This window comes from Pseudoduganella ginsengisoli, from assembly GCF_009720865.1.
GTDB lineage: Bacteria > Pseudomonadota > Gammaproteobacteria > Burkholderiales > Burkholderiaceae_D > Rugamonas > Rugamonas ginsengisoli.
On record NZ_WNLA01000003.1, the window covers coordinates 42,628 to 67,731 of the forward strand.

Annotated in this window: 20 protein-coding genes; 6 read left to right on the plus strand and 14 right to left on the minus strand. The window is 60.8% G+C overall.

Annotated elements, in window-relative coordinates:
• The first annotated feature begins 197 nt into the window (after positions 1 to 197).
• Both GM668_RS06700 and GM668_RS06705 read left to right on the plus strand, forming a co-directional pair.
• A complete protein-coding gene (locus GM668_RS06700) occupies positions 198 to 2,579 on the plus strand; it encodes a S9 family peptidase (RefSeq protein ID WP_155438186.1) in 2,382 nt (793 codons plus the stop codon).
• Positions 2,580 to 2,697: 118 nt separating this feature from the next.
• Positions 2,698 to 3,003 carry an NIPSNAP family protein gene (locus GM668_RS06705; RefSeq protein WP_155438187.1) on the plus strand — a complete coding sequence of 102 codons (306 nt, stop codon included), beginning with the start codon at positions 2,698 to 2,700 and terminating at the stop codon, positions 3,001 to 3,003.
• On the opposite strand, the gene yidD is transcribed toward GM668_RS06705, so the two are convergent.
• From yidD to GM668_RS06720, 3 genes are all read right to left on the minus strand, one after another.
• Positions 2,977 to 3,438 (minus strand): membrane protein insertion efficiency factor YidD, encoded by a 462-nt coding sequence (gene yidD, locus GM668_RS06710; protein ID WP_229499015.1) that lies wholly within the window; start codon positions 3,436 to 3,438, stop codon positions 2,977 to 2,979. The genes GM668_RS06705 and yidD overlap by 27 nt on opposite strands.
• Before the next feature lie 92 nt (positions 3,439 to 3,530).
• Positions 3,531 to 4,757: a M20/M25/M40 family metallo-hydrolase gene (locus GM668_RS06715; protein ID WP_155438188.1), complete on the minus strand. Its 1,227-nt coding sequence runs from the start codon at positions 4,755 to 4,757 to the stop codon at positions 3,531 to 3,533.
• Positions 4,758 to 4,782: 25 nt separating this feature from the next.
• Positions 4,783 to 6,000, minus strand: coding sequence for a urate hydroxylase PuuD (locus GM668_RS06720; RefSeq protein WP_155438189.1), 1,218 nt, complete (start codon positions 5,998 to 6,000; stop codon positions 4,783 to 4,785).
• 112 nt (positions 6,001 to 6,112) lie between these two features.
• Between GM668_RS06720 and GM668_RS06725 the strand changes: the two genes are divergently transcribed.
• The gene (locus tag GM668_RS06725; RefSeq protein WP_155438190.1) at positions 6,113 to 7,048 is read left to right on the plus strand and encodes a LysR substrate-binding domain-containing protein; all 936 of its coding nucleotides are present in this window, start codon (positions 6,113 to 6,115) and stop codon (positions 7,046 to 7,048) included.
• Positions 7,049 to 7,153: 105 nt separating this feature from the next.
• Entirely contained in the window at positions 7,154 to 8,908 is a 1,755-nt protein-coding gene (locus tag GM668_RS06730) for an allantoate amidohydrolase (protein ID WP_155438191.1), read from the plus strand.
• Positions 8,909 to 9,023: 115 nt separating this feature from the next.
• Here GM668_RS06730 and GM668_RS06735 read toward each other — a convergent pair whose 3' ends face one another.
• Complete coding sequence (locus GM668_RS06735; protein WP_155438192.1) at positions 9,024 to 9,734, minus strand: histidine phosphatase family protein; 711 nt, start codon at positions 9,732 to 9,734, stop codon at positions 9,024 to 9,026.
• 93 nt (positions 9,735 to 9,827) lie between these two features.
• Between GM668_RS06735 and GM668_RS06740 the strand changes: the two genes are divergently transcribed.
• The gene (locus tag GM668_RS06740) at positions 9,828 to 10,739 is read left to right on the plus strand and encodes a LysR family transcriptional regulator (RefSeq protein ID WP_155438193.1); all 912 of its coding nucleotides are present in this window, start codon (positions 9,828 to 9,830) and stop codon (positions 10,737 to 10,739) included.
• Here GM668_RS06740 and GM668_RS06745 read toward each other — a convergent pair.
• A complete protein-coding gene (locus GM668_RS06745; protein ID WP_155438194.1) occupies positions 10,736 to 11,467 on the minus strand; it encodes a sulfite exporter TauE/SafE family protein in 732 nt (243 codons plus the stop codon). The two genes, GM668_RS06740 and GM668_RS06745, sit on opposite strands and share 4 nt — an antisense overlap.
• 87 nt (positions 11,468 to 11,554) lie before the next feature.
• Between GM668_RS06745 and GM668_RS06750 the strand changes: the two genes are divergently transcribed.
• Positions 11,555 to 12,451 carry a LysR family transcriptional regulator gene (locus GM668_RS06750; protein ID WP_155438195.1) on the plus strand — a complete coding sequence of 299 codons (897 nt, stop codon included), beginning with the start codon at positions 11,555 to 11,557 and terminating at the stop codon, positions 12,449 to 12,451.
• A gap of 314 nt (positions 12,452 to 12,765) precedes the next feature.
• Here the strand turns inward: GM668_RS06750 and GM668_RS06755 are convergent, their stop codons facing one another.
• The 9 genes from GM668_RS06755 to GM668_RS06795 form a co-directional block, all read right to left on the minus strand.
• The gene (locus tag GM668_RS06755) at positions 12,766 to 13,365 is read right to left on the minus strand and encodes a PqiC family protein (RefSeq protein WP_170305527.1); all 600 of its coding nucleotides are present in this window, start codon (positions 13,363 to 13,365) and stop codon (positions 12,766 to 12,768) included.
• The gene (locus tag GM668_RS06760; RefSeq protein ID WP_229499017.1) at positions 13,362 to 14,960 is read right to left on the minus strand and encodes a PqiB family protein; all 1,599 of its coding nucleotides are present in this window, start codon (positions 14,958 to 14,960) and stop codon (positions 13,362 to 13,364) included. Before GM668_RS06760 ends, GM668_RS06755 begins: the two co-directional genes overlap by 4 nt.
• A complete protein-coding gene (locus tag GM668_RS06765) occupies positions 14,953 to 16,248 on the minus strand; it encodes a paraquat-inducible protein A (protein ID WP_155438197.1) in 1,296 nt (431 codons plus the stop codon). The genes GM668_RS06760 and GM668_RS06765 overlap by 8 nt, the downstream gene beginning before the upstream one ends.
• Positions 16,249 to 16,264: 16 nt before the next feature.
• Positions 16,265 to 17,971: a putative bifunctional diguanylate cyclase/phosphodiesterase gene (locus GM668_RS06770; RefSeq protein ID WP_155438198.1), complete on the minus strand. Its 1,707-nt coding sequence runs from the start codon at positions 17,969 to 17,971 to the stop codon at positions 16,265 to 16,267.
• Between the two features lie 83 nt (positions 17,972 to 18,054).
• Positions 18,055 to 19,302, minus strand: a complete 1,248-nt coding sequence (locus GM668_RS06775; protein ID WP_155438199.1) for a Zn-dependent hydrolase — start codon at positions 19,300 to 19,302, stop codon at positions 18,055 to 18,057.
• Between the two features lie 12 nt (positions 19,303 to 19,314).
• The gene (gene hydA, locus GM668_RS06780; protein WP_155438200.1) at positions 19,315 to 20,709 is read right to left on the minus strand and encodes a dihydropyrimidinase; all 1,395 of its coding nucleotides are present in this window, start codon (positions 20,707 to 20,709) and stop codon (positions 19,315 to 19,317) included.
• A 16-nt stretch (positions 20,710 to 20,725) separates the two neighbouring features.
• Positions 20,726 to 22,210 carry an NCS1 family nucleobase:cation symporter-1 gene (locus tag GM668_RS06785; protein ID WP_170305528.1) on the minus strand — a complete coding sequence of 495 codons (1,485 nt, stop codon included), beginning with the start codon at positions 22,208 to 22,210 and terminating at the stop codon, positions 20,726 to 20,728.
• Between the two features lie 168 nt (positions 22,211 to 22,378).
• Positions 22,379 to 23,659: an NAD-dependent dihydropyrimidine dehydrogenase subunit PreA gene (gene preA, locus GM668_RS06790; RefSeq protein ID WP_155438202.1), complete on the minus strand. Its 1,281-nt coding sequence runs from the start codon at positions 23,657 to 23,659 to the stop codon at positions 22,379 to 22,381.
• Positions 23,659 to 25,026, minus strand: coding sequence for an NAD(P)-dependent oxidoreductase (locus GM668_RS06795; RefSeq protein WP_155438203.1), 1,368 nt, complete (start codon positions 25,024 to 25,026; stop codon positions 23,659 to 23,661). The genes preA and GM668_RS06795 overlap by 1 nt, the downstream gene beginning before the upstream one ends.
• Positions 25,027 to 25,104: the final 78 nt, after the last annotated feature.

The window sequence follows — 25,104 nt, forward strand, 5'->3', positions numbered from 1 at the left end:
GCATGCCACCGCACGCCATGCCTGTGGCAGCGTCTCGCCTGCGCCCGCTGAGCCACCCGCGATGGCGTGATTGCCAACATTCCCGACAGCGCTCCTCAGCTGTTACATGCTTATACATTTGCCAGCAAGTACTTGCGCTAGAATGCCCGGTCCGGGCTGGTAACCCTGGCCCCTCTTCGTCACGACCTTATTCTCCGATGCGAACTTTTTCCCTTACCGCGCTGGGCGCGGCACTGTGCGCAGCGCTGGCGATCCCGGCCTCCGCACAAACCCCGATTACGCTGGACCAGGCCATGTCTCATCCGGACTGGATCGGCAACCCTGTTGAAACCGCCTGGTGGAGCTGGGATGGCAAGCGCGTGTTTTACAAACAAAAGCGCACAGGCTCGCCATTGCGCGACACGTTTGAAACGGGCGTAGCGGCGGGTGCATCGGCCAGCGTGAAACCGCGCCAGGTCGGCGATGGAGAACTGGCCGGACTGGATTCTGCCACCGTCATTTATAACCACGACCATACGCGCGCCATCCTGTTCCGCAGCGGCGACTTGTTCGAGCGCGATTTGAAGACGGGTGCGCTGCTGCAGATTACGCGCGGCGGTTCGCCGGCGCCTTCGCTCGCCCGCTATGCGGCCGATGGCAAGTCCGTGCAATTCCGCCTGGGCAATGACTGGTTTGGCTGGAGCCGCAATGAGCGCCTGGTGACACCGCTGGCCCAAGTACGGGCCGCCAAGGATCCGGCAGCCGCGCCGGACGCTGACAATTTGCGCGACATGCAGTTGCGCCTGATTGCCACCTTGAAGCGCCAGAAAGATGACAAGGATGCGCTGCGCGAACGCGCGGAACAGGAACGCCACGCCGACCCGACGCGCGCCCCTGCCCCTGTCTATTTGGGCGACAAGGAAGCCATTGATTCGACGTCGCTGTCGCCAGATGGCCGCTACCTGCTGGCCGTCACGTCACCCAAAGGCGACAAGGGCCGCGTGGGCAAGATGCCGCGCTACGTGACGGAATCCGGTTACGAAGAATTCGACGATGAGCGCACCCGCGTGGGCCGCGACTTGCCGAAGCAGCAATCGCTGAAACTGGTGGACTTGCAAACCGGCAAAATCACCGACCTCAGCTATGACGTACTGCCTGGCATCAATGCCGATCCGCTGGCGTCGCTGCGCGAAGCGCAAAAGCTGCCTGCGCTGAAGGGCAACCGCACGGTGCGCGTGGATGACGATATTGCGTGGACGGATAACGGCGCGCAGGTGGCTGTCATGCTGCGCTCGGTCGACAACAAGGACCGCTGGATTGCCACCGTTGGCCTGGCCGACGGCAAGCTCAAGCCGGTGCACCGCCTGACGGATGCCGCATGGACCAATTACAGCTACAACGAATACGGCTGGCTGCCGGATAACAAGACCCTGTGGTTCCTGTCGGAAGAAACAGGCTACTCGCACTTGTACACGCTGGGCGCGGATGGCACTCAGCGCGCACTGACTTCGGGCAATTGGGAAGCGTCGGGCGTGAAATGGTCGGAAGATGGCCATACCGCATACATCCTGTGCAACCGCAAGACGCCGGGCACATATGAAGTGTGCGCCGTCGATGCGAAGACTGCCGCTGTGCGCGAAGCGACAGCATTGAATGGCGGCGTGGAACAGTTCACGCTGTCGCCGGACGAGCGCAAGCTGCTCGTGCATTATTCGTCGCCGTACATGCCGCCTCAGCTGGCCACGGTCACCATCAATGGCGGTGCGACCGTCAAGCTGACCGACACCCGTACGCTGGATTACAAAGCCCGTACCTGGATTGAACCGCAAATGGTGGCTGTGCCCTCAACGCATGGCGGCGGCCCGATCTGGTCCAAGCTGTACCGTCCTGCCACCTTGGAACCGGGCAAAAAATATCCGGTGGTCATGTTCGTGCACGGCGCGGGTTACCTGCAAAACACCAGCAACCGCTATCCAAACTATTTCCGCGAACAGATGTTCCACAATCTGCTGGTGGAAAAAGGCTACATCGTGCTGGACATGGATTACCGCGCATCAAAAGGCTATGGCCGCGACTGGCGCACGGCGATTTACCGCCAGATGGGCCATCCGGAACTGGATGACTACGTCGATGGCGCGCAGTGGCTGGCGGCCAACCACCAGGGCGACATCGACCGTGTCGGCATTTATGGCGGTAGTTACGGCGGCTTCATGACGTTCATGGCGCTGCTGCGCCAGCCGGACTTGTTCAAGGCCGGTGCGGCGCTGCGCCCTGTGACGGACTGGACCACGTACAACCACGAATACACGGCCAACATCCTGAATACGCCGGACGTGGACCCGGAAGCGTATAAAAAATCGTCGCCGATTGAATATGCGGAAAACTTGAAAGGCCACTTGCTGATTGCGCACGGCATGGTGGATGACAACGTCTTTTATCAGGATTCCGTGCGCATGGCGCAGCGCTTGATCGAACTGAAGAAAGACAACTGGGAACTGGCCAGCTACCCGCTGGAACGCCACGCGTATGTGCAGCCGGAAAGCTGGTATGACCAGTATCGAAGGATTTACAAGCTGTTCGAGGGCACGCTGAAGAAATAAGGCTCAACGCTGCCAGAAAGACGGCCGGGTGTCCCCGGCCGTTTGCATTTTTTGCGCGCCTCTGTGAAGTTGCAAAAATTGCAGTACATTAGTCATCCTTTCACTTCACGGTACCGCCATGATCACCTGCCACCTGCGCTATATCATCGACCCCGACAAACTGGCTGAATTCGAACACTACGGACGGCTGTGGATACCGCTGGTGGAAAAATTCGGCGGTACGCACCATGGGTATTTCCTGCCCAGCGAAGGCGCCAGCAATGTGGCGCTGGCGTCGTTCTCGTTTGATTCGCTGGCTGCATACGAGCAATACCGCATTGCGGCAGCCACGGACAAGGAATGCATGGCGGCGATGGATTACTACCGCGAAACCAAGTGCTTCCTCAGTTATGAGCGGTCATTCTTCCGGCCGGTTTTCCGGTAACAGCAGCGCCCGCTGCAGGGCTTCACCGTCGCCATCTTCCCGCTTGCGTTTGCCAGGCCACAGGTCAGCCAAATCGCAGCCGCAACTGGCCACGTCGCAAGCGGTATCCAGCGCCGGCATGTCGCACGGCGCGTCGCACGTGGGCACGTCACACGATGCATCACAAAATCCCGCCTGCTGCCGCAAGCTCGCGTGCGGCTGGCGGGATGGCGCGTGCAGCCGGTGCTGCGCGCCACACGCGGCCAGCCTCCGGCGCAGCAGCGCCATTCCAGCCGATACACCGAATCGGCTGATTACCCGGTGGCCATACGCAGAACAACTGTCGCGCCCGGTATGGACGCGGAACGCGCAGGCAAAGCCTTTGTAGGGCGACAGCCAGCGCTGGTAGGCGCGGATCGCACGCAGTGCCAAGTGCTGCAAGATCGAGGAAAGCATTGCCGCTCCGCATGGTTTGCATTTGGCAACTTTCGCGCATGCAACTTAACCGGACCTTAATCGCCAGCTGTCGCGCGGTGTTCCTTAACGGCTCAGGCCAGGAAATCCGCCAGCGTCATCGCAACAATCTTGGTGGCCTTGCGCAAGTCTTCCAGCGCCAGCCGCTCATCGGCTTTCTTGGCATTCGATTCCGGCACCGAACGGGGCCCCGCGCCATACAGCACGGCCGGGATACCCTGCTCGCCATACAGCCGCGCGTCGGCATACAACGGCGTGCCAACTGCCGGAATATCCTCGCCCAAAATCGCTTTCGCGTTTTTCTGCAGGCTGGCCACGATTTTTTCCGTGCCCGGCTGCGGACGCAATGCGTGCGACAGCAGGATGCGGCGGATATCGACCGTGATGCCAGGCTCGCCGCGCACTGCGTCTTCGATCAGCGCGCGCACTTGCGCTTCCACCGCCACCGGGTCTTCCTCCGGAATCATGCGGCGGTCCATTTTCATGACGACTTTGCCGGGCACCACGTTGGTATTGGTTCCGCCATCGATGCGCCCCACCAGCATGGTCGGGCTGTCGATGCCCGGCACTTTGGATTTGACCTTTTTCAGTTCCGGCAACTGGCTGTAGAGCGCATTCAAAATTTTCGTCGCCGCCTGCAACGCATCGTGGCCCGTTTCCGGCATGGCGCCGTGGCCGGACTTGCCGTTGACGGTGATTTCAAATTGCAGGCAGGCGTTGTGCGCCGTGACGATCGCATAGCTGAAACCTGCCGCAATGACGAAATCCGGCTTCGTCAATTGTTGCTGCAAGATCCAGCCCGGTCCTAGCAAGCCGCCAAATTCTTCGTCATACGTAAAGTGCAGTTCCAGCTTGCCTTTCAATGGCACGCCCAGCGCTTCCAGTGCGCGCACGGCAAAGATATAGGTGGCAAAGTCGCACTTCGACACGGCTGCCGCACGGCCATAAATATAGCCATTGTCGATCACGCCGCCATACGGCGGATACGTCCAGCCATCGCCGGGCGGCACCACGTCGCCGTGCGCATTCAACGCCACGGTCGGTCCGGATTCCGCATAGGGACGGCGGATGATCAAATTCGTGATGGCTTCCATGCCATAGTCGCGCACCACCTGTTCCGGCACCACATGCTTTTCCGCCGTCCAACCATAAGCTTTGACGGCATCGGCAACCATGTCAGCGTGCGGTGCATTGTTGCCAGGCGGGGTGTCGGTGGGCACGCGCAATACCTGCTGCATGAATGCGACTTCTTCATCAAAGTGGTCGTCGATCCACTTGATCAGCTTTTCTTCATTGCTCATTGAGTTTCTCCTTATTTTGCGCCGCTTACTTGGCCCCGTTTTCAAACCAGGCTGCGACCACAGCACGTTCCGCATCGGTCATATTGGTGAGATTCCCGATCGGCATGGCCTTCAGTTGGACGGCTTGCTTATAGATTTTTTCTGCGTTCTGGCGGATTTGCGCTTCGTTATCCAGCGTGATGCCGGCCGGGGCCGTGGCGAAGCCCGGTTGCGTCGGCGTAGCGGAATGGCACGTGGCGCAGCGCTGCGCAATGATGCCCTGCACTTTCGCGAACTGCGCTGCAGTATCCACACCGGCAGCCGGCGCGGCAGGTTTCTGCGGCGCGATCATGACGGCCACCACCAGCAGCAGCACGGCACCGATCAGCGGGTACTGGATTTCAAAGCGCTCTTTATGGCGCAAGTTGAAGAAGTGGCGGATGAACACAGCGGCCGCCATGATCAGGGCCAGCACCAGCCATGCCTTGTCGCTGCGGTACGTCATCGCATAATGGTTGCTGATCATGATGAACAGCACCGGCAACGTGAAGTAGTTATTGTGCACGCTGCGCTGCTTGGCCTTGATGCCATGCACCGGGTCCGGCAAGCCGCCCGCGCGCATGGCTTCCACCATGCGGCGCTGGCCGGGAATAATCGACATCAGCACGTTCCCCACCATGATGGTGCCGATCATGGCGCCCACGTGGATATACGCGGCGCGGCCGCTGAGGAAGTGCGTCAGTACCCAGCATGCAAACACCAGCAACAGGAAAATCACGACACCAAACGCTGCATCATGCTTGCCCAGCGGCGAACGGCACAGCACATCGTAGACAGTCCAGCCAATCACCAGCGATGCGATGCCGATACCGACTGCCTGCAAGCCCGTCAAATTCGCGACAGTCTTGTCCACCATCATGGCTTCCGCATTGAAGTAATACGCGATGGTCAACAGTGCAATACCGGACAGCCACGTGGTGTACGCTTCCCATTTGAACCAGTGCAGTTCAGCGGGCAATTCTTTCGGCGCCACCAGGTATTTTTGCGGGTTGTAGAAGCCGCCGCCGTGCACGGCCCACAATTCGCCGGACACGCCTTTCTTGGCCAGTTCAGAACCTGGCGCAGGCGGCCGGATCGAGTTATCCAGCCAGACAAAGTAAAACGATGCCCCGATCCATGCAATGCCGGTAATGATGTGCAGCCAGCGGACTATCAGGTTCAGCCATTCAAGGCCGTATGGGATCAGGTAGGCATAAGCGTCCATGGATTCCTCGAGTATGGATTAGCGGCAATTTACCGACAATAAACGGTTTTCGTGCCACGTCCGTGAAATATATCGTATATTTAACATATTCGATCCGATATAAGGGGTGCGCATGAACAGCCTGCCAAAAAACCTCGACCTCCACCTGATCCGCATCCTCTACCTGCTACTGGTGGAAAAGAATGTGTCGCGGGTGGCCTTGAAACTGAACCAGCCGCAACCCTCGATTTCCGCGTCGCTGCGCAAGCTGCGCGAATTGACGGGCGATCCGCTGCTGGTACGTGGCGCGCGCGGCATGGTGCCGACGCAGCATGGTGAAAGCCTGCTGAAACCGGCCAAGCGCATCCTCGATGAAACGGAGAGCCTGTTCGTCAAGAAAACGCCATTTGTGCCGCAAGAAGAAGCGCGCACCTTCCATATTGCCGCACCCGACTATCTCGATACGCAATTCTTGCCCAGCATCGTATGCCAGCTGCGCCGCGGGTCGCCGCTGTCGCGCGTGGTGATCCACAACCTGGGCCCGGACGTGGATTACGTGCGCCTGCTGTCCGATGGCGACATGGACCTGGTGATTGCAAACTGGGAAGAACCGCCGGAACACTTGCACATGTCCAAGCTGTTCGAAGACCCGATCGTGTGTGCGATGAATGCCAACAGCCCGTATGCGCGCCGTACCGAGACCGATTCCATGACGGTGGAAGATTATTTATCGCTGCCGCATGTGGCGCCGTCGCAACTGCTGCCCGGCTACCATGGCGTCATCGATGAATTCCTGGAGCGCCAGGGCATGCGCCGCAACGTGCTGGTGGAGTCGGCGTATTTCGGCCTGATCCCGTACATGGTGACGCAGACGGACCTGGTCTTGACCACGGGCCGCCAATTCCTGCGCTTCCATGAAAAATCGCTGCCGCTGAAGATTTATACTGTGCCCATCAAGTTCCCTCCGCTGCGCTTTTACCAGCTGTGGCATGAACGGGTGCACCAGGCGCCGGAACACAAGTGGCTACGCGACCAGGTCAGCGCGGCGGCCAAGGCGCTGGGGAAATAACGCTATGCAGACGGTATGACTCTACGTATAAATCTCATAGGAAAGTCCATATATCTCGCTTAAAGGCGCGGTTATATCATCGAAGCTCCAAGGATGGATATAACGATGACTACACTCTCCGAACTGAATAGCTGCGACGTCAGCACCTTCACCGAACGCCTGCACGGCATCTATGAACATTCGCCATGGATCCCGCAGCGTGCGGCGGCCAGGCGTCCGTTTGCCACTGTGACCGCGCTGAAGCAGGCGTTGCAGGCGGAAGTCACGAATGCCACGCAGGACGAACAACTGGGCCTGATCCGCGCCCACCCGGAGTTGGCAGGCAAGGCCGCCGTCCGCGGCGAGCTGACGGCGGAATCGACCAATGAACAGGCCACTTCGGGCCTGAACCAGTGCAGCGCGGAAGAATTCGCCACGCTGCAAAAGCTCAACGCCGACTACAACGCCAAGTTCGGCTTCCCCTTCATCCTGGCCGTCAAAGGCCCGACCGGCAAAGGATTGAACCGCCAGCAAATCATCGCCACGTTCACCCGCCGTTCGCGCAACCAGCGCGACGATGAATTGCACGAATGCCTGCGCCAGATCCACCGCATCGCGGAAATGCGCATCAACGACTTGACCGGCAATACGCTGGAGTTCGGCCCCACGATCATGCAGTGGTCGGAAGACCTGGCGCAGTGGAGCGACGAAGATGGCGGCCTGACTTGCGCGTACATGACGGATGCGCACCGCAAGTCAGCGGAGCAGTTGGCCACGTGGATGCGCGAAGCCGGCATGCAAGTGCACATTGACGACGTGGGCAACGTCGTGGGCCGCTACCTGTCGGGCAACCCGAACGCAAAAACCCTGTTGACCGGTTCGCACTACGACACCGTGCGCAATGGCGGCAAGTACGATGGCCGCCTGGGCATCCTGCTGCCGATCGCCATCGTCAAATACCTGAACCAGCAAGGTGAAAAGCTGCCATTCGACTTTGAAATCATTGGTTTCGCGGAAGAAGAAGGCGTGCGTTTCCGTTCGACGTTCCTGGGTTCCAACGCCATTACGGGCCGCTTCGACTTGAACCTGCTGGACGCGAAAGATGCGGACGGCATCACCATGCGTGAAGCGCTGGAACAGGCCGGCCACAATGTCGCCAACATTCCCGGCATCGCCCGCGATCCGGCCAAGATTGCCGCCTTCGTCGAAGTGCACATCGAACAAGGCCCGGTATTGGTTGGCAAAGGCTTGCCGCTGGGCGTAGTGACGGCCATTGCCGGCAGCTCGCGCTACCTGGTGGAATTGAAAGGGCTCGCATCGCACGCCGGCACCACGCCGATGTATATGCGTAAAGACGCTGCCGCGGCTGCGGCGGAAATCGTGCTGCTGGTGGAAAAACGCTGCGCCAACATTGAATCGCTGGTCGGCACCGTGGGGCAGCTGCAAGTGCCGAATGGTTCCGTCAACGTGATTCCTGGCGCGTGCAAGCTGTCGCTGGACATCCGCGCTGCGGACGACAAGGTGCGCGAAGCTGCCGTCAAGGACATCCTGGACGGCATCAACGAAATTTGCGAGCGCCGCTTCATTGAAGCCAAGCTGGAAAAAGTCGTGGAAGCCAATGCCGCACCGTGCGCGCCATGGCTGATGGACCAGCTGGGTGCCGCAGTGGAAACCACCGGCTTGCCGCGCTTTGATTTACTGTCCGGCGCGGGCCACGATGCGATGGCGATTGCCCACCTGTGCGACCAGGCCATGCTGTTCACCCGCTGCGGCAATGGCGGCATCAGCCACAACCCGCTGGAAACCATGACGGCCGACGACGCGGAACTGGGTGCGCAGGCGCTGTTGCACTTCTTGCGCAACTTCAAGGCGAAAGCCTAAGTTTCGTCGCCCGCTGAATTGAAAAACCGGACTCCTCGTCCGGTTTTTTTGTTGCTTTTTGCTTTGGTGCCTGGCACCAAATTTACCAAATTTAAAAGTACTATCGTTCGCCCGGTTAGCGATAGGTAACGCTGCCGTTTTCTCCCAGCCACTCCAGGTGCGAGAAATTATTCAGGTACGCCAGGCTGGTCCGGCCACGACGGTGTTGCAGCTTCGTCACGGAACCGTTGGCAATGGTCCAGTTCAATTCCATGGTCTTACGGTCAGGTAATTCCAGCAAATGTTTGCACAGCGCGGAAATCACGCCGCCGGAAGTGAATACGATGGTCGACGATTCCGCCGTCTCCGCGTCATCCGTCAAGCGCTTCAATGCCGCCGCGCAGCGGTCCTGGAATCCCTGCCACGTTTCCGTGTAATCGCCGTCATGCCGGCCGCTCATCCACCGTTCCATGGCCGCCACGAACACGTGTTCAAACACGTATTTCTGGTCCGGCTGCTGCGCGACATACGCCTTGAATTGCTCCGGGCTGGCAAATTCCGGACAATGTTTGACGATGACTTCCACGTGGTTGAATTCCGCAAAGCCGGGGTCCGTCACCCACTCCGTGTCGACCAGCGCCTGGCGCGGCAGCGCCCCCATGCACGAATCCGCCGTCTGCCGGTGCCGCACCATGCCGCCACACACGACTTTTTCAAACGTTTGGTGGCAATTCCCGAACCACTGGCCCAGCAGGCGCGCCTGCTCGAATCCCAACTTGGACAACTGGTCGTAATTGGCGGCGCCAAACGATGCCTGGCCGTGGCGTACGAGGTAAATCTGTCCCATGCTGCACTCCCGACTGCAATTGATTAGTACGCAGCTTATCGCGCACGGTAGAATTCATCAAATGAATAGTTTTTATGCGACAGAATAAATGCCATGCATATATCGAAGGTCGACCTGAACCTGTTCGTCGTGTTTGATGCGATTTATACAGAACGCAGCCTGACGCGCGCCAGCCAGAAAATGAATTTGACGCAGCCGGCCATCAGCCATGCGCTGGGCCGTCTGCGCTTATTGCTCGATGATCCCCTGTTCGAGCGCCAGGGCCATGAAATGGTGCCGACGCCGCTGGCGCGCAATATCGTCGGCCAGGTGCGCAGCGCGTTGCGGGGACTGGAGTTGACGGTCAATTCCGCCGAGCGCTTCGATCCCGCCACCAGCGAACGCACATTTACCCTCGCCATGCGCGACGTGGTGGAACCGAATTTGCTGCCGCCGCTGATGGCAGCCATCGCCGCGCAGGCGCCGCTGGTGGGCGTCAATGTGCTGCGCATGGCCCGTACGGAACTGGAAAGCGAACTGGCTGCCGGCACCGTGGATGCGGGGATCGATGTGCTGTTGCCGCTGTCCGACCATATCCGCACGCTGCGCCTGCCGCCGGATGAAACCGTGGTGTTTGCGCGGCGAGGACACCCGCACGTGCAGGATGCGCTGGATCTGGACTTGTATCTGCGCCAGCAGCATATCCAGGTCAGCGCGCGGCGCAGTGGGCCCAGCCTGGAAGACGTGGAACTGTCGCGGCGCGGTTTGCAGCGCCGCATCCGCATGCGCTGCCAGCACTACTACACGGCGTGCAGCGTGGTGAGCCAGACCGATTTCCTGCTGACCATGCCGGCCCGGTATGGCCACGTGCTGAACCAGCAATTCAACCACCAGGTATTGCCGTTGCCACTGGCGCTGCCTGCCATCGATAACCATTTGTACTGGCACGCGAACGTGGAGCACGATCCCGCCCACATGTGGCTGCGCGCACGGATTGCCGAAGTCATTGCTGCGTTACCGGCTTAATGCCACGCCCACTGCAGCGATAAATGCATGCCCAATACCAGCAGCGCCAGTAAAAAGCAGCGGCGGAACAGCGCGGGCTGCATACGGTTGCGCAAACGCTGCCCGATCAGCATGCCCAGCAGCGCCGGTAATTGCGCGAGAAAGGACATGCCCGCCATGGCCGGCTGCCACGCATCGCGCGCAGCCAGGGCGACGGCCAGCGCCAGCGTCGATACAGTGAACGACAGGCCCATCGCCTGCACCAGTTCATCCTTATCCAGTTCCAGCGACTGCAGGTAAGGCACGGCCGGCACGACGAAGACACCGGTGGCAGCCGACAGGGCTCCCGTGACGGCGCCTGCCAGTGGCGACAACACAGTTTCCAGCCCGGGTTTCACATGCCAGCGCACTGCCTTTAATCCCAGCAGTGCATACACCACCAGCGCAATGCCCAGCGCGCCCACGGCCCACGGTGCATCGAGCGCTGCGGCGCCGGCCAGCAACGTGCCCGCGCAGATTCCGGCCATCATGGGCCACAGGCGCCCCAGCAACGGCAATACGGGCGCACCGGACAGCAATTGCCAAACATTCGTTAAAAGCGAAGGCACGACCAGCAGCGCCGCTGCTTCCACTGGCCGCATGACGAGGCTGAGCAAGGCTACCGCCACGGTCGGGAGTCCCATGCCGGTAACGCCTTTGACTGCGCCAGCGAGCACGAAGACGAGCGTGATGTAAATGATATTGTCCATGCCATGCAGTCTGGCATGCGGCCCGCACTGTGAAAATGTGGCATATACTCAGGCAGGTTTCGTATTTTCCGAAGGCTGGAGACACTTATGCGCTTTGATCTCGTCGACTTGCGGCTATTTCTGGCTGTGGCGGAAAGCGGCAGCATCACGGCGGGCGCCGAGCAGGTACATTTGGCGCTGGCGTCGGCCAGCGCCCGTATCCGCGGCATGGAAGATGTGCTTGGCGTACCGTTACTGCGGCGGGACCGGCGCGGCGTGGAGCCGACTGACGCGGGGCGCACGTTGCTGCACCATGCGCGCGTCATCACGCAGCAAATGCAGCGCATGCGGGCGGACATGGGACAGCACGCGTCGGGACTGACAGGGCAAATCCGCGTGCTGTGCAATACGTCGGCGCTGGCGGAATTCCTGCCCGATGCACTGGCAGGATTCATGGCCTCGCATCCGCAAGTCAATATCGACCTGGAGGAACGGCTGTCGTACGACATTGTGCAGGCCATGCGCGACGGGCTGGCCGATATCGGCGTGATTGCGGATTCCGTCGATTACAGCGGCCTGCAAACATTTCCGTTCCGCGACGACCAGCTGGTGCTGGCGATGTCGCCCAGCCATCCGCTGGCCATGCAATTAAAGCGCCGCCGCAGCGCCGCATTCGACGAAGCGGTGGCATATGAATTCATCGGACTGGCGGGGGACAGCGCGCTGCAAAAATACGTCGCCGAGCAGGCGGCAAAAACCGGCAAACGGCTGGCCTACCGCGTCCGCCTTCGCAGCCTGGACGCCGTATGCCGCATGGCAGCCGGGGGCGCCGGCGTAGCCGTGCTGCCAGAATCCGTAGTCCTGCGCGCGCAAGGTGCGATGGCAATCCGCCACGTCAAGCTCACTGACGGCTGGGCCGTCCGCAAACTGCTCATCTGTGTGCGTGACCTGGACACCCTCCCCGGCTACGCCCGCGAGCTGGTCACATCCCTGCAACCCCGTTAACACCGTGGGGTCTAACACCGTGGGGTCAGACGTGCATTGATGCGTTCCCCCGGTGGGGTCAGGCGTGCATTCGTGCGTTCTCGCATACACCCTGCAGTGAAAGGCGGTCTGCCCCTGGATGCAATGACGCCATGGGCTCAATGAAAATACGCCGCGATGCCACAGCCCGATGTCGCGCCACGGGATTCGCCCGATAGCAGCAAGGTTTCCAGCTCAAAGATTCCGCAAAAATCGGCAATGCACGAATGCACGCCTGACCCCACGGGTTATATGCACGAATGCACGTCTGACCCCACGGGGGGAACTTGCAGGGATTATGGGCAGGCGTTGCTGCCGGCGGCTAGCGCGAGCACGCCTTTTGCCACTGCGGCCGATAAGCGCGCCATTGCGCGGCGGTGGCTTGCCACCAGCTCATCATAACTGCCCGTAACGGGCTCCTCCGCCACCGTGCGGCATGCCAGCACCTTGGTTTGCCCGGCACGGCGCACACTCCATACGGCGTCGACCAGTGCGGACTTTCCTGGCGCCGATTCGAAACGCTGCACGCTGGCGCTGATGCGGTACACGGGCGCCGCGTCCGGCGCCGCCGTGCGGTAAACATCCACCGCCCCCAGCTCCGTCGTGATCCCCAGCGACAATGCCTGGCCAATCTCCGACGACAGCGGCGCCGCCCAGCGCTGCTGCTCCAGCAATTCGACGCGGCCCTCGCCCACCGTCACCACCAGTTGGCTGCGGTTGACTTGCTGCGGCACCGACACCGCCGCCAGCTCGAAATAAAGAGGCGCTTTCGCCGCAACCGGCGCCACGGCGGCAGACATGCCGGCACTCAGGCTATAAAAGCGTTCCGGCGGCGTCGAATGCGCACACCCCGCCAACGCGGCAGCGGATAACAGCACGGTCAAAATCAGTTTCACTTGTTATCCCCTTTCTTGCCGCGTAACAGCGATTCCGGATGGCGCTCCAGATAATCCGACAACGCATTCAACGATTGCATGGTTTGCGTCAGCTGCTGCAGCGCTTCACGCAAATCCGACTGGACCGGCGCATCCTTTTGCAGCAATTGCTCAGCCGCCGCAAAGGTCTGCTTGGCCGACGCCAGGGTCGACTTCATTTCCGGCATGGTTTCTTTATCCAGCTGGCGCAGCAGCGCATTGGCATTTTTCAGCGTGCCATTCAAATTCTCGCCTATCTGGTCGAACGGCACCTTATCCAGCTTGCGTGCAATGCTGGCCAGCTGCGTTTGCAATTCTTCCAGGCTGTTCGGGATGGTCGGCAATTCCAGCGGCGATTGCGCCAGGTCCATCTTGACGGCCGGCGAATTCGGGAAGAAGTCCAGCGCGATATACAGCTGCCCCGTCAGCATATTCCCTGTGCGCAGTTGCGCGCGCAAGCCGCGGCTGACCAGGCGTTCCAGCACTTCCGGCCCCACCTTGTCCGGACCCGCCGCCAAGGCTTGGCGGAAGCGCTTGCCCAAACGGGCCGGATACATGTCCACCGTGACCGGCATGCGGAAGTTCTTCTTCGCCGGATCATATTCCACGCCCACCGAACGCACCTCGCCCAGCACGATCCCCCGGAAGTCCACCGGTGCGCCAACGGCCAGGCCGCGCAGCGACTGGTCAAAATAAAACACGCTGGTAATGGCTTCCCCATCCGGCTCGCGCAGCGCGCTGGCCTGGTCTTCCGCCAGCAGGAAATGCGCCCCCGCGGCGGCAGCCGCTTCCGGCTTGCGGCCGCCCGGCGTTTCAAATGCAATACCGCCTACCAGCAGCGCCGCCAGCGATTGCGTGTTGACTTTAAAGCCGCTGGAATCGAGCCGCACGTCCACGCCGCTGGCATGCCACCAGCGCGTATTCTTGCCCACGTACTGGTCATACGGCGCATTGACGAATACACGCATCGAGATGCCAGTGCCTTCCGGATCCAGCACATAATCCGTCACCTGCCCCACTGGAATGCGGCGGAAAAACACCGGCGCCCCGACATCGACAGAGCCCAGGCTTTCCGCGTGCAGGCTGAATACCGTTCCCTTCTGGTCCACGGCGACAGGCGGCGCCCGTTCCAGTCCTGTAAATTGCGTATTGCCCAACTGCCCCTTGCCCGCATCGACGCCGATATAAGCGCCCGACAGCAGCGTCCCCAGCCCCGACACGCCGCTGGCGCCCACACGGGGACGCACCACCCAGAACTTGGTATCGGCCGCCGTGAAGCGCTTCGCTTCCTTGCTCATTTCAATTGTGACCAGCACTTTCGACAAATCCGGGTCCAGTGCAATCGACCTGACTAACCCGATATCGACGTCTTTGTATTTGACGCGCGTTTTGCCCGCCTCCAATCCGTCGCCGCTGCGGAAGCTGACGGTCACTGTCGGCCCCTGGTCCATGATGGCCTGCACCACCAGCCCCAGGCCGATCAGCGCCGCCAGCAATGGCACCAGCCAAACCAGCGACGGCAGGTAGCGGCCCTTCTTATCGACTTTCGGCTCCGGCAAGCCTTCCTGTTCAGACATGTCGTACTCCATTCTTATCTTTGACCGGATCCCAGATCAAGCGGGGATCGAATTCCAGCGCCGCGAACATGGTCAGCACCACCACGGCGCAAAACGCCAGCGCGCCGGGGCGCGGCGTCATCATGGCCATGGCGTCGAAGCGCACCAGCGCCACGCTGACAGTAATCACGAAAATATCCAGCATCGACCAGCGGCCGATAAACTCCACCATCCGGTACAGCACCGTACGCTGCATGGGACGCCAGTGCGAACGGCGCTGCGCCGTCCACGTCAGCAGCGATAAAGCAGCCAGCTTCAGCATCGGCACCACGATGCTGGCCACGAAAATAATCACGGCCAGTTCCGGCGCGCCCGTATCCCAGAAATACACGACGCCACTGATGATCGTGTCGTCCTTGTTGCCATACAGGGAGTCCGTGTTCAGCACGGGCAGCAGGTTGGCGGGAATATACAGGATGGCGGCGGCAATCAGGTAGGCCCACGTGCGCATGATGCTGTCCGGCTTGCGCCGGTGCAGCTTGCAGCCGCAGCGCGCACAACGCTGGCCATGCCGGTTCGCATACGCTGCCAGCACCAGGCCGCAATCGTGGCACGCGACCATCGGCGCCCTGGTTTCCAGCGCCGCGCGTTCGGCCGGCGCCAGCATCGCGCCCGCGCCCAGGCGGTCCGCCGCATTCCACAGCAAGCGGGGATCGAGCGACGCTTCCACCGCCATCATCAATGTCAGCGCGCCAAACGCCAGCAATCCGGGCTGGATAATCACCTTGGACATGCTGGTCATCTTGATCAAGCCAATCAAAATGCCGATCATCAGCACTTCCGTCATGCCCCATTCGCGGGCTTTGCGCACGCCGCGCAGCAGCCAATGCATGCCGGGCGGCTGGCGTCCGCTGCGCAGGCCCAGCACCACATACAGCACGGATACCAGTTCGATGGCGGGAAAGACGATGGTAAACAGCGCCACGCAGACGGAAACGGCGCGCATGCCCTGCCCCCACATGATGGCGACGGCGTGGGGCAAGGTCGAGGTGGACGTGTTGCCATTCATTTCCAGCCGCACGATGGGCGACAGCTGCGCGATGAGAAACACAATCAGCGCCCCCATGGTAATGGCGGCAATGCGGTTCAAATCGGGGTCAACGCCCCGGTACAGCACGGAACGGCAGCGCACGCAGCGCGCCTTGTCGCGCGGCGCAAGGAGGCGGCGGCGATGCAGCACGCCGCAATCATGGCAGCTGATCAGGTCATATCGGTACACGGTGTCACGCTGGCTTTGGTCAGGCTGCATGATACGTGAAAGTGGCTCAACATAGTGGGGCGTGGCTGATCCAGGCCGCCAGTTGCGGCAACGGCATGGGTTTTCCATACAAATAGCCCTGGTAGCGGTGGCATCCCGCCGCCTCGACAAAGCCGCGCTGGTGTTCCGTTTCCACGCCTTCGGCCACCACGTCGAGATTAAGCGCCTTGCCCAGCCCCGCAATCGTGTGCACGATGGCGCCGCCGATGCGCGCATTGTCCGCATCCCAGATAAAGGAACGGTCGATCTTTAATTCCACCAGCGGCAGGCGGTGCAGGTAAGACAGCGATGAATAACCTGTGCCGAAATCATCCAGCGCGCAACCGACGCCGGCATCGCTGAGGCGCGCCATTTTGGCCACGGTGCCATCCACATCCTTCAACAGCAGGCTTTCCGTCAATTCCAGCACCAGCCGTTGCGGCGGCGCACCGGCCGCTGCCAGCACGGCCAGCACTTGTTCCACGAAGTCGGGCCGCTGGAATTGCTGCGCGCTGACATTGACGGCAATGCGCAAGCATGCCGTTTCCGGCGCGGCTGACCATTGCGCCAGCACCGTACACGCGGATTTCAGCACCCACCGGCCCAGTGCCACGATCAAGCCGGTTTCCTCCGCCACGGGGATGAATTCCACCGGCGGCACCAGCCCCCGCTGCGGATGGTTCCACCGCAGCAGCGCTTCCACCCCGGTCATGCGCCCTTGCATGTCGCACTGCGGCTGGTAATACAGTTCGAACTGCTCCTGTTCCAGCGCGTGGCGCAAGTCCGCTTCCAGCACGGCCCGCGCCGCCACCCGCTGCTCCATATCCGGCTCGAACCAGCTGGCCATGTTGCGTCCCGCCACTTTGGCGTGATACATCGCGAGGTCGGAGCGCTTGATCAACTGGTCGACCGACGCGCCGCCCGCATCAAGCATCGTCAAGCCCACGCTTGGCGTGCTGTACAGCAAGATGCCGTCCAGGACAAAGGGTTCAGTAAATGCTTCCAGCACTTGCACCGCCATGGCTTGCGCACGCTGCGCGGCGGCTCCCACATCGGCGCCCAGATCTTCCAGCAACATGACAAATTCATCGCCGCCGAAGCGCGCCACCGTGTCGGCATTGCTGGCCAATTGCTGCAAACGCGCGCCGACCTGGCACAGCAGCTGGTCGCCCTTCGCATGCCCGTGCGCATCGTTGACGCTTTTGAAATGATCGAGGTCGATGAACAGCAAGGCGCCCGTTTCTCCCGTATGCCGGTGCCGGTGCAGCGCATGGTCCATCCGGTCCGCCAGCAGCTGGCGGTTGGGCAAGCCCGTCAACCGGTCATGAAAGGCCAGGTGGTGCAGCTCCGCTTCCTGCGCCTTGCGCTGGCCGATATCGAGGAAATAAATCGCGAGCCCTTCCGCGCTGGGATACGCCCGCACTTCCGTCCACAAGTCCAGCGGCTCGTAATATTCTTCAAACCACGCTGCTTCACCTGTTTCCACGGCCTTTTGATAGGCGCGGTAATACGGCCCGCCCACGGCTTCCGGAAACAATTCCCACAGGTTGGCGCCCAGCACGTCTTCCCGCTTGCGGCGCAGCGTTTTTTCCGCTACCCGGTTCATGAAGGTCACGCGCCATTCGCGGTCCAGCATCAGGAACGCATCCGAGATGCTTTCCAGGGTGGCGGCCAGGCGTTCGCCCAGCCGCTGCGCATCCTGTTCCAGTTGCTGTACGCGGGTGTCGTCGCTCATTGATCTTGCCCATGGGTATCTGGAATCGACTGGCAGTTAATCTCGCCTGCAACCGATTATACCCATGCGCTGTCATGCCTGCGCTACGCGACGCCAGCCCTCTCCAGCATCGCGTGCAGCAACACATTGCACCCTGCCTCCAGGTGCTCCGCCTTCGCATCTTCGATTTCATTGTGGCTGATGCCATCCTTGCACGGCACGAAGATCATGCCGGCCGGCGCCACACGGGCCGCATAAATGGCATCGTGGCCCGCGCCCGACACCACATCCATCGTCGAGTAGCCGAGCTTTGCCGTCGCATTGCGCACGGCGCCCACGCAATCCGGGTGGAACGGGCATGGCGGGTAATACGACACGCGCTCGATCTTGATGCCCAGCCCCGTTTCCTGGCGCGTTTTTTCCACGAAGGCCAGCATTTCTTCGTGCATGGTATTGAGCAACTCATCGTTAACGTTGCGCAAGTCAATACTGAATTTCACTTCGCCTGGAATCACATTGCGGCTATTAGGAAACACTTGCATCATGCCCACTGTGCCCCGGCCATATGGCGGATAGCGGTTGGCAATAGCCACGACTTCCTGAATGATGCGGGTCGATACCTGCATCGCATCCTTGCGCAAGTGCATGGGCGTTGGTCCCGCATGCGCTTCCATGCCTGTCACCGTGCAGTCATACCACGACAAACCCATCACGGCAGGCACCACGCCGATGACTTTGTTCGCATCTTCCAGTACGGGCCCCTGCTCGATGTGCGCTTCAAAGTAGGCGCCGATCGGGTGCTGTCCCGGCACTTGGTCGCCCTTGTAGCCGATGCGTTCCAGTTCATCTTTGACGGTCTTGCCTTCGATGTCTTTCGCCGCATACGCATGTTCCAGCGTGAACGCGCCGCAAAAGACACCGGAACCCATCATCACCGGCACGAAGCGGGAACCTTCTTCATTGGTCCAGAAAGCCACTTCAATCGGCGCCTTCGTTTTGATGCCTTTGTCATTCAGCGTGCGCACCACTTCCAGCCCTGCCAGCACGCCGTAATTGCCATCGAACTTGCCGCCGGTTGGCTGCGTATCGATATGGCTGCCCGTCATCACGGGCGGCAGCGTATTGTCTTCGCCGTCGCGGCGCATGAAAACATTGCCGATCTGGTCGACGGTGATGCTGAGACCTGCATCGCGCGCCCATCCCGTGACCAGGTCGCGGCCCTGCTTATCGAGGTCCGTCAAAGTCAGGCGTTTGACGCCGCCCTTTTCCGTGGCGCCGATTTTCGCCAATTCCATCAGCGATGCCCACAGGCGGACACCGTTGACTTGCATGTTATCGAGTTCATCTCTCATGATGGTTGCTCCTTATTTCGCTGAGACTGGCGCGAATGCCGGGCGGTCGATGTGCCGGCCCGCGCCTTCCACTGCCATCAACTGGCCGCCATGCCACACCACCTTGCCTGCAGCGACTGTCGTTGTGGGGATGCCTTTGACGGTACGGCCTTCAAATACATTGAAGCCCCCTTTGTTGTGCTGGGTCTTGGCGGAAATCGTGCGCTGGCCTTCCGGGTCCCACACGACGATATCCGCGTCAGCCCCCACCGCCACCACGCCCTTGCGCGGATAGATATTGAAGATTTGCGCGGCATTGGCGGACGTGACCTTGACGAATTCCGAAGGGGTCAAGCGTCCGGTATTGACGCCGGCATCCCAGATCACCGCCATGCGGTCTTCCACCCCGGCGCAGCCATTCGGGATTTTCGTGAAGTCGTTTTTACCTGCTGCCTTTTGCTCGGCGCAGAACGTGCAATGGTCGGTCGCCGTCGTATGCAGGTTTCCGCCTTGCAGCCCATGCCACAGCGCGTCCTGGTGGTGTTTGCTGCGGAACGGCGGGCTCATGACGTGGCCTGCCGCGAAATCAAAGTCGGGGCTCGCATACACGCTGTCATCGACAATCAAATGGCCAGCCAGCGCTTCGCCATACACGCGCTGGCCATTGGCGCGGGCGCGTGTAATGGCTTCCAGCGATTCCGCGCACGACACGTGCACGATATACACGGGCGTGCCCAGTACGCCCGCAATGGCGATGGCGCGGTTGGCTGCTTCCGCTTCCACCATTGGTGGCCGAGACAGCGGATGCGAAGATGGCCCCGTCAAACCGCGTTTCAGCAAATCCTGCTGCAACTGGTAGACCAGTTCCCCGTTTTCCGCGTGCACGGTGGGAATCGCCCCCAGTTCCAGCGCGCGGCGGAAGCTTTTCACCAGCGTTTCATCATCGGCCATGATGGCGTTTTTATAGGCCATGAAATGCTTGAAACTGTTGACGCCATGGTCACGCACGAGGATGCCCATGTCGCGGTGCACCGTGTCGTCCCACCACGTGATGGCCACGTGGAACGTATAGTCGCCTGCGGCCTTTTGTGCCCAGCCGCGCCATTGCTGGTACGCCTCGATCAGGTTTTGCTGCGGATTCGGGATGACGAAATCAATGATGGTGGTATTGCCGCCTGCCAGCCCCGCCGCCGTCCCCGTAAAGAAGTCATCCTGCGTCACGGTGCCCATGAACGGCAAATTCATGTGCGTGTGCGGGTCGATCCCGCCCGGCATGACGTACTGGCCACCCGCATCGATGACGCGCGCACCGGCCGGCGCTTCCAGGTTCGGGCCCACTGCCACGACCTTGTCGCCATCGGTCAATACATCGGCGCGGAATGCACGGTCTGCATTCACCACCGTCCCGCCACGAATCAATATGCTCATACTCCTGGTCTCCTGATTATCGTTGTGCCGCGGGACGCAGCGCCGGCGCTGCCCTCCCCTTCATCATCACGCCATACACCAGCGCGGAAATCGCTATGCCGACAAACCACGCATACGTATAAATGGTCTTGAAGCCTTCACCCACGCCGGGGAACGACGACGGGAATGCCGCATTCAAAAAGCCTGGAATATTCGGAACCACGCCGACGACAAAGGCAACGATGGCCGCCATGTTCCAGCCGCTGCCATACGAATACATGCCATCGTCGCGGTACAGTTGTTCGACATTGAGTTCCGTCTTGCGCACCATGTAGTAATCGATGATCAGAATGCCGGCGATGGGCCCCAGCAAAGCGGAATAGCCGATCAGCCACGTGAAGATGTAGCCCTGCGTGGATTCCAGCAGCTTCCATGGCAGCATCAGGATGGCAATCGATGCCGTGATGTAGCCGCCCATGCGGTAGCTGATGTGCCTGGGCGCCAGCGCGGAAAAGTCGTATGCAGGTCCCACCAGGTTTGCCGCCAGGTTCACGCTGACGGTATCGATCAGCAAAATCACCAGCGCCACCAGCACGGCCACGCCCGTCATGCGGCTGGCCAGGTCAACCGGGTCCCACAGCGCCTTGCCATACAAGACCACGGTGGCCGACGTGACGATCACGGCCAGCGCAGCCAACAAACCCATCGGCACGGGCAAGCCCACTGACTGGCCCAGCACCTGGTCGCGCTGCGACTTGGCAAAGCGGGTGAAGTCAGGGATGTTCAGCGCGAGCGTGGCCCAGAAGCCCACCATGGCCGTCAGCGAAGGCCAGAACGTATTCCAGAACTGGCCTGCTTTCTTGCCGCCTTCGACGAATTGCGATGGCTGGTCCAGCAGCGGGCCAAAGCCGCCTGCCTTCTGGTACACCCAGCCCAGCAGCACGAAGCAGATGATGATTTTCAAAGGCGCCGTGTAGGTTTCCAGCTTACGGATCGCATCCATGCCGTGCACGATGTACCAGAACTGGATGCCCCAGAACGCGAGGAAGCACAGGAATTGCATGCCGTTGATGCCCAAGCCGGCAATTTTGGCGCCACCAATTTCACCGCCCAGCATTACGCCGATCAGCGTATAAATCATCTGGCCGCCAAACCACGTCTGGATGCCATACCAGCCGCACGCCACAATGGCGCGCATCAGCGCAGGCAGGCGCGCGCCGGACGTGCCGAATGAAGCACGCGCCAGCACGGCATAGGGAATGCCATATTTCGTGCCCGCGTGGCCGATGGCCAGCATCGGCAACAGCACGATGGCATTGGCCAGGAATACGGTAAATACAGCTTGCCAGGCCGACATGCCGCCTTCAATCAAACTGGCGGACAAGGTATAGGCAGGAATGCACATCACCATGCCGACCCACAGGGCGGCAAAGTGAAACCAGCGCCACGTGCGCTGCGCGGCGCTGGTGGGCGCCAGGTCTTCGTTCCAGAGCTGGGTGTTGCCGGACAGGTCGTTATTCACTGCATCTCTCCAATATCGGGTGGAACGGGAATGAACTTGCCAACTGCCGCAAACGCGATCGTCATCCTCGTGAAAACGGGGATCCATGTTGCGCCAAAACTGCCTGCGGCCTATGGATCCCCGCCTCCGCGGGGATGACGAATGGGTTTGCGTATGCCACCTTGCTGCTTATGCCGCCTTGACCTCCCTGCGCGGATTACGCGGATCCTGCGTCCAGTTCATATACGGCTTGCCAGTATCCTGCGGCACCATCGTGATGCAGCCCTGGACCGGGCAGGTGATTTCACACAAGTTGCAGCCTACGCATTCATCCTTGTTGACGGTATAGGTGGGCGAACCCGCCGCATCGACGGTACGGAAAATCGACTGGTGCGACGTGTCTTCGCACGCCACGTAGCAGCGGCCGCACTTGATGCAGTCGTCCTGGCTGATCTGGGCAATGACTTTGTAATTCATGTCCAGGTACTTCCAGTCCGTCACGTTCGGCACGGCCTTGCCCATGAAGTCATCCAGCGACTTGTAGCCTTTTTCATCCATCCAGCGCGACAAGCCATCCTTCATTTCTTCAACGATGCGGAAGCCGTGCAGCATGGCCGCCGTGCACACTTGCACGCAACCGGCGCCCAGCGCAATGAATTCCGCCGCGTCGCGCCAGCTGCCGATGCCGCCGATGCCGGAAATCGGCAAGCCTTTGGTTTGCGGGTCGCGGGCGATTTCCGCCACCATGTTCAGCGCGATGGGCTTCACGGCCGAACCGCAATAGCCGCCGTGCGTGCTGGCGTTACCCACCGCAGGGAAGGCCACCATGCGGTCCAGGTCCAGGTGCGTGATGGAATTGATGGTGTTGATCAGCGAGACCGCGTCCGCACCACCTTTGTGCGCGGCGCGCGCCGGGGCGCGGATATCCGTGATGTTGGGCGTCAGCTTGACGATCACGGGCAGTTTGGTGTGCTGCTTGCACCAGCGCGTCACCATTTCCACGTAATCCGGCACCTGGCCGACAGCGGAACCCATGCCCCGCTCCGGCATGCCGTGCGGGCAGCCGAAATTCAATTCAATGCCGTCGGCGCCCGTCGCCTCCACCTTCGGCAAAATGTCTGCCCACGCTTTTTCTTCGCACGGCAGCATCAGCGAGACCACGATGGCGCGGTCCGGCCATGCCTTTTTGACTTCCGTGATTTCCTGCAGGTTCAGTTCCAGGTCACGGTCGGTAATCAGCTCGATATTGTTGAAGCCGAGGACTTCGCGGTTCTTGCCGTGGTGTGCGGAATAGCGCGACGACACGTTGACGGCGGGAGGGTCTTCGCCCAGCGTTTTCCATACCACGCCGCCCCACCCTGCTTCGAATGCGCGCACCACGTTATACGCCTTGTCGGTCGGCGGCGCGGAGGCCAGCCAGAACGGGTTAGGCGCTTTGATGCCGCAGAAATTAATGCTCAGATCGGCCATTATGCAGCCTCCACTTTGGAAAGGATGTCTTGATGAATGGCCAGTGCGGCAAGTTTGCCGTGCTGTACCGCCTGCACCGTCAAGTCCTGGCCCGGCGCCACGCAATCGCCGCCCGCATAAATACCGGGCACCGAGGTACGGAAATGCGTATCGACGTGAATTTTCCCGCCGTCGCGCTGTACCGTGGACGCCATCGCATCCGACAGGCTTTGCTCGTCCATACCCTGGCCAATTGCCTTGAACACAGCGTCAGCCGGGATATCAAACGTGACACCGGTACCCAGCAGCTTCGCGCCATCGAGCTTGGTGTTTTCAAAGCGCATGCCGCACACACGGCCAGAGTCGTCCAGCAGCACTTGCTTGGGCGCGGCCCACGTGCGCATGCGCACCTGGTTGGCTTTCGCGATGTCTTGTTCATGGTGCGTGGCGCTCATGTCGGGGAAGCCGCGGCGGTACACCAAGGTGACTTCTTCCGCGCCGAGACGCTGGATTTGCACAGCCATATCGATAGCGGTGTTGCCGGCGCCAATCACGACAGCGCGGCGCGGCACAGGCAACTTGGTCAAGTCGGCAGCCTGGCGCAGTTCCGCGATATAGCCGATGGCTGCCATCAAGCCAGGCGCGTCTTCCCCCGTCAATCCCAGCTGGCGCGATGCGCCCAGGCCCAGGCCGAGGAACACGGCGTCATATTGCGCATGCAAGTCTTTGAGCTGCACGTTGCCGCCCAGGCGCTGGCCATGGCGCACTTCGATGCCGCCTATGCCCAGCAAGAATTCCACTTCTTTTTGCGCGAAGTCGTCCGTCAGCTTGTACTTGGCAATGCCGTATTCATTGAGGCCGCCAGACTTTTCCTGCGCTTCATAAATCACGACGTCATTGCCCAGCATGGCCAGGCGGTGTGCGCACGACAGGCCCGCCGGTCCTGCGCCGACGACAGCAATCTTCTTGCCGGTCGACGCAGCGCGCTGGAACGGGTGTTCCTTGAACGTCATGTGATCGAGCGCATAGCGCTGCAGCAGGCCGATCTTCACCGGCTGGCCTTCCGCATCGTGGTTGCGCACACAGGCGTCTTCGCACAGGATTTCAGTGGGGCAGACGCGCGAGCAGCTGCCGCCCAAAATATTCTGTTTCAAGATGCCGGCGGCAGCGCCGTTGATGTTTTGTTCGTGGATGTTGCGAATAAAGCTGGCCACGTCGATTTCCGACGGGCAGATGCGCGTACAAGGCGCATCGTAGCAATACAGGCAGCGCGCACTTTCGATGGCGGCCTGGCGCGCATTCAATGGCGGCGCCAGGTCGGTGAACTGTTCGCCCAGCTCGGCGTTGGACGCCTTGGGCTGCGGCAGGTGCTGGAGTGAGGCTATCATGGTCTTATCCCTGGCTTGGTTTGATCTCAATTCCTTACTTGGTTGCCTCGCTACTGCCGCCGTGCGCACAACGGCAGT

Coding starts and splice junctions, on each gene's coding strand:
- GM668_RS06775 (WP_155438199.1), bottom strand. CDS start 19,302: ATGAGAGATGAACTCGATAACATGCAAGTCAACGGTGTCCGCCTGTGG.
- GM668_RS06730 (WP_155438191.1), top strand. CDS start 7,154: ATGACTACACTCTCCGAACTGAATAGCTGCGACGTCAGCACCTTCACC.
- GM668_RS06745 (WP_155438194.1), bottom strand. CDS start 11,467: ATGGACAATATCATTTACATCACGCTCGTCTTCGTGCTCGCTGGCGCA.
- GM668_RS06715 (WP_155438188.1), bottom strand. CDS start 4,757: ATGAGCAATGAAGAAAAGCTGATCAAGTGGATCGACGACCACTTTGAT.
- GM668_RS06795 (WP_155438203.1), bottom strand. CDS start 25,026: ATGATAGCCTCACTCCAGCACCTGCCGCAGCCCAAGGCGTCCAACGCC.
- GM668_RS06770 (WP_155438198.1), bottom strand. CDS start 17,971: ATGAGCGACGACACCCGCGTACAGCAACTGGAACAGGATGCGCAGCGG.
- yidD (WP_229499015.1), bottom strand. CDS start 3,438: ATGCTTTCCTCGATCTTGCAGCACTTGGCACTGCGTGCGATCCGCGCC.
- GM668_RS06700 (WP_155438186.1), top strand. CDS start 198: ATGCGAACTTTTTCCCTTACCGCGCTGGGCGCGGCACTGTGCGCAGCG.
- hydA (WP_155438200.1), bottom strand. CDS start 20,709: ATGAGCATATTGATTCGTGGCGGGACGGTGGTGAATGCAGACCGTGCA.
- preA (WP_155438202.1), bottom strand. CDS start 23,659: ATGGCCGATCTGAGCATTAATTTCTGCGGCATCAAAGCGCCTAACCCG.
- GM668_RS06740 (WP_155438193.1), top strand. CDS start 9,828: ATGCATATATCGAAGGTCGACCTGAACCTGTTCGTCGTGTTTGATGCG.
- GM668_RS06725 (WP_155438190.1), top strand. CDS start 6,113: ATGAACAGCCTGCCAAAAAACCTCGACCTCCACCTGATCCGCATCCTC.
- GM668_RS06760 (WP_229499017.1), bottom strand. CDS start 14,960: ATGTCTGAACAGGAAGGCTTGCCGGAGCCGAAAGTCGATAAGAAGGGC.
- GM668_RS06720 (WP_155438189.1), bottom strand. CDS start 6,000: ATGGACGCTTATGCCTACCTGATCCCATACGGCCTTGAATGGCTGAAC.
- GM668_RS06705 (WP_155438187.1), top strand. CDS start 2,698: ATGATCACCTGCCACCTGCGCTATATCATCGACCCCGACAAACTGGCT.
- GM668_RS06735 (WP_155438192.1), bottom strand. CDS start 9,734: ATGGGACAGATTTACCTCGTACGCCACGGCCAGGCATCGTTTGGCGCC.
- GM668_RS06750 (WP_155438195.1), top strand. CDS start 11,555: ATGCGCTTTGATCTCGTCGACTTGCGGCTATTTCTGGCTGTGGCGGAA.
- GM668_RS06765 (WP_155438197.1), bottom strand. CDS start 16,248: ATGCAGCCTGACCAAAGCCAGCGTGACACCGTGTACCGATATGACCTG.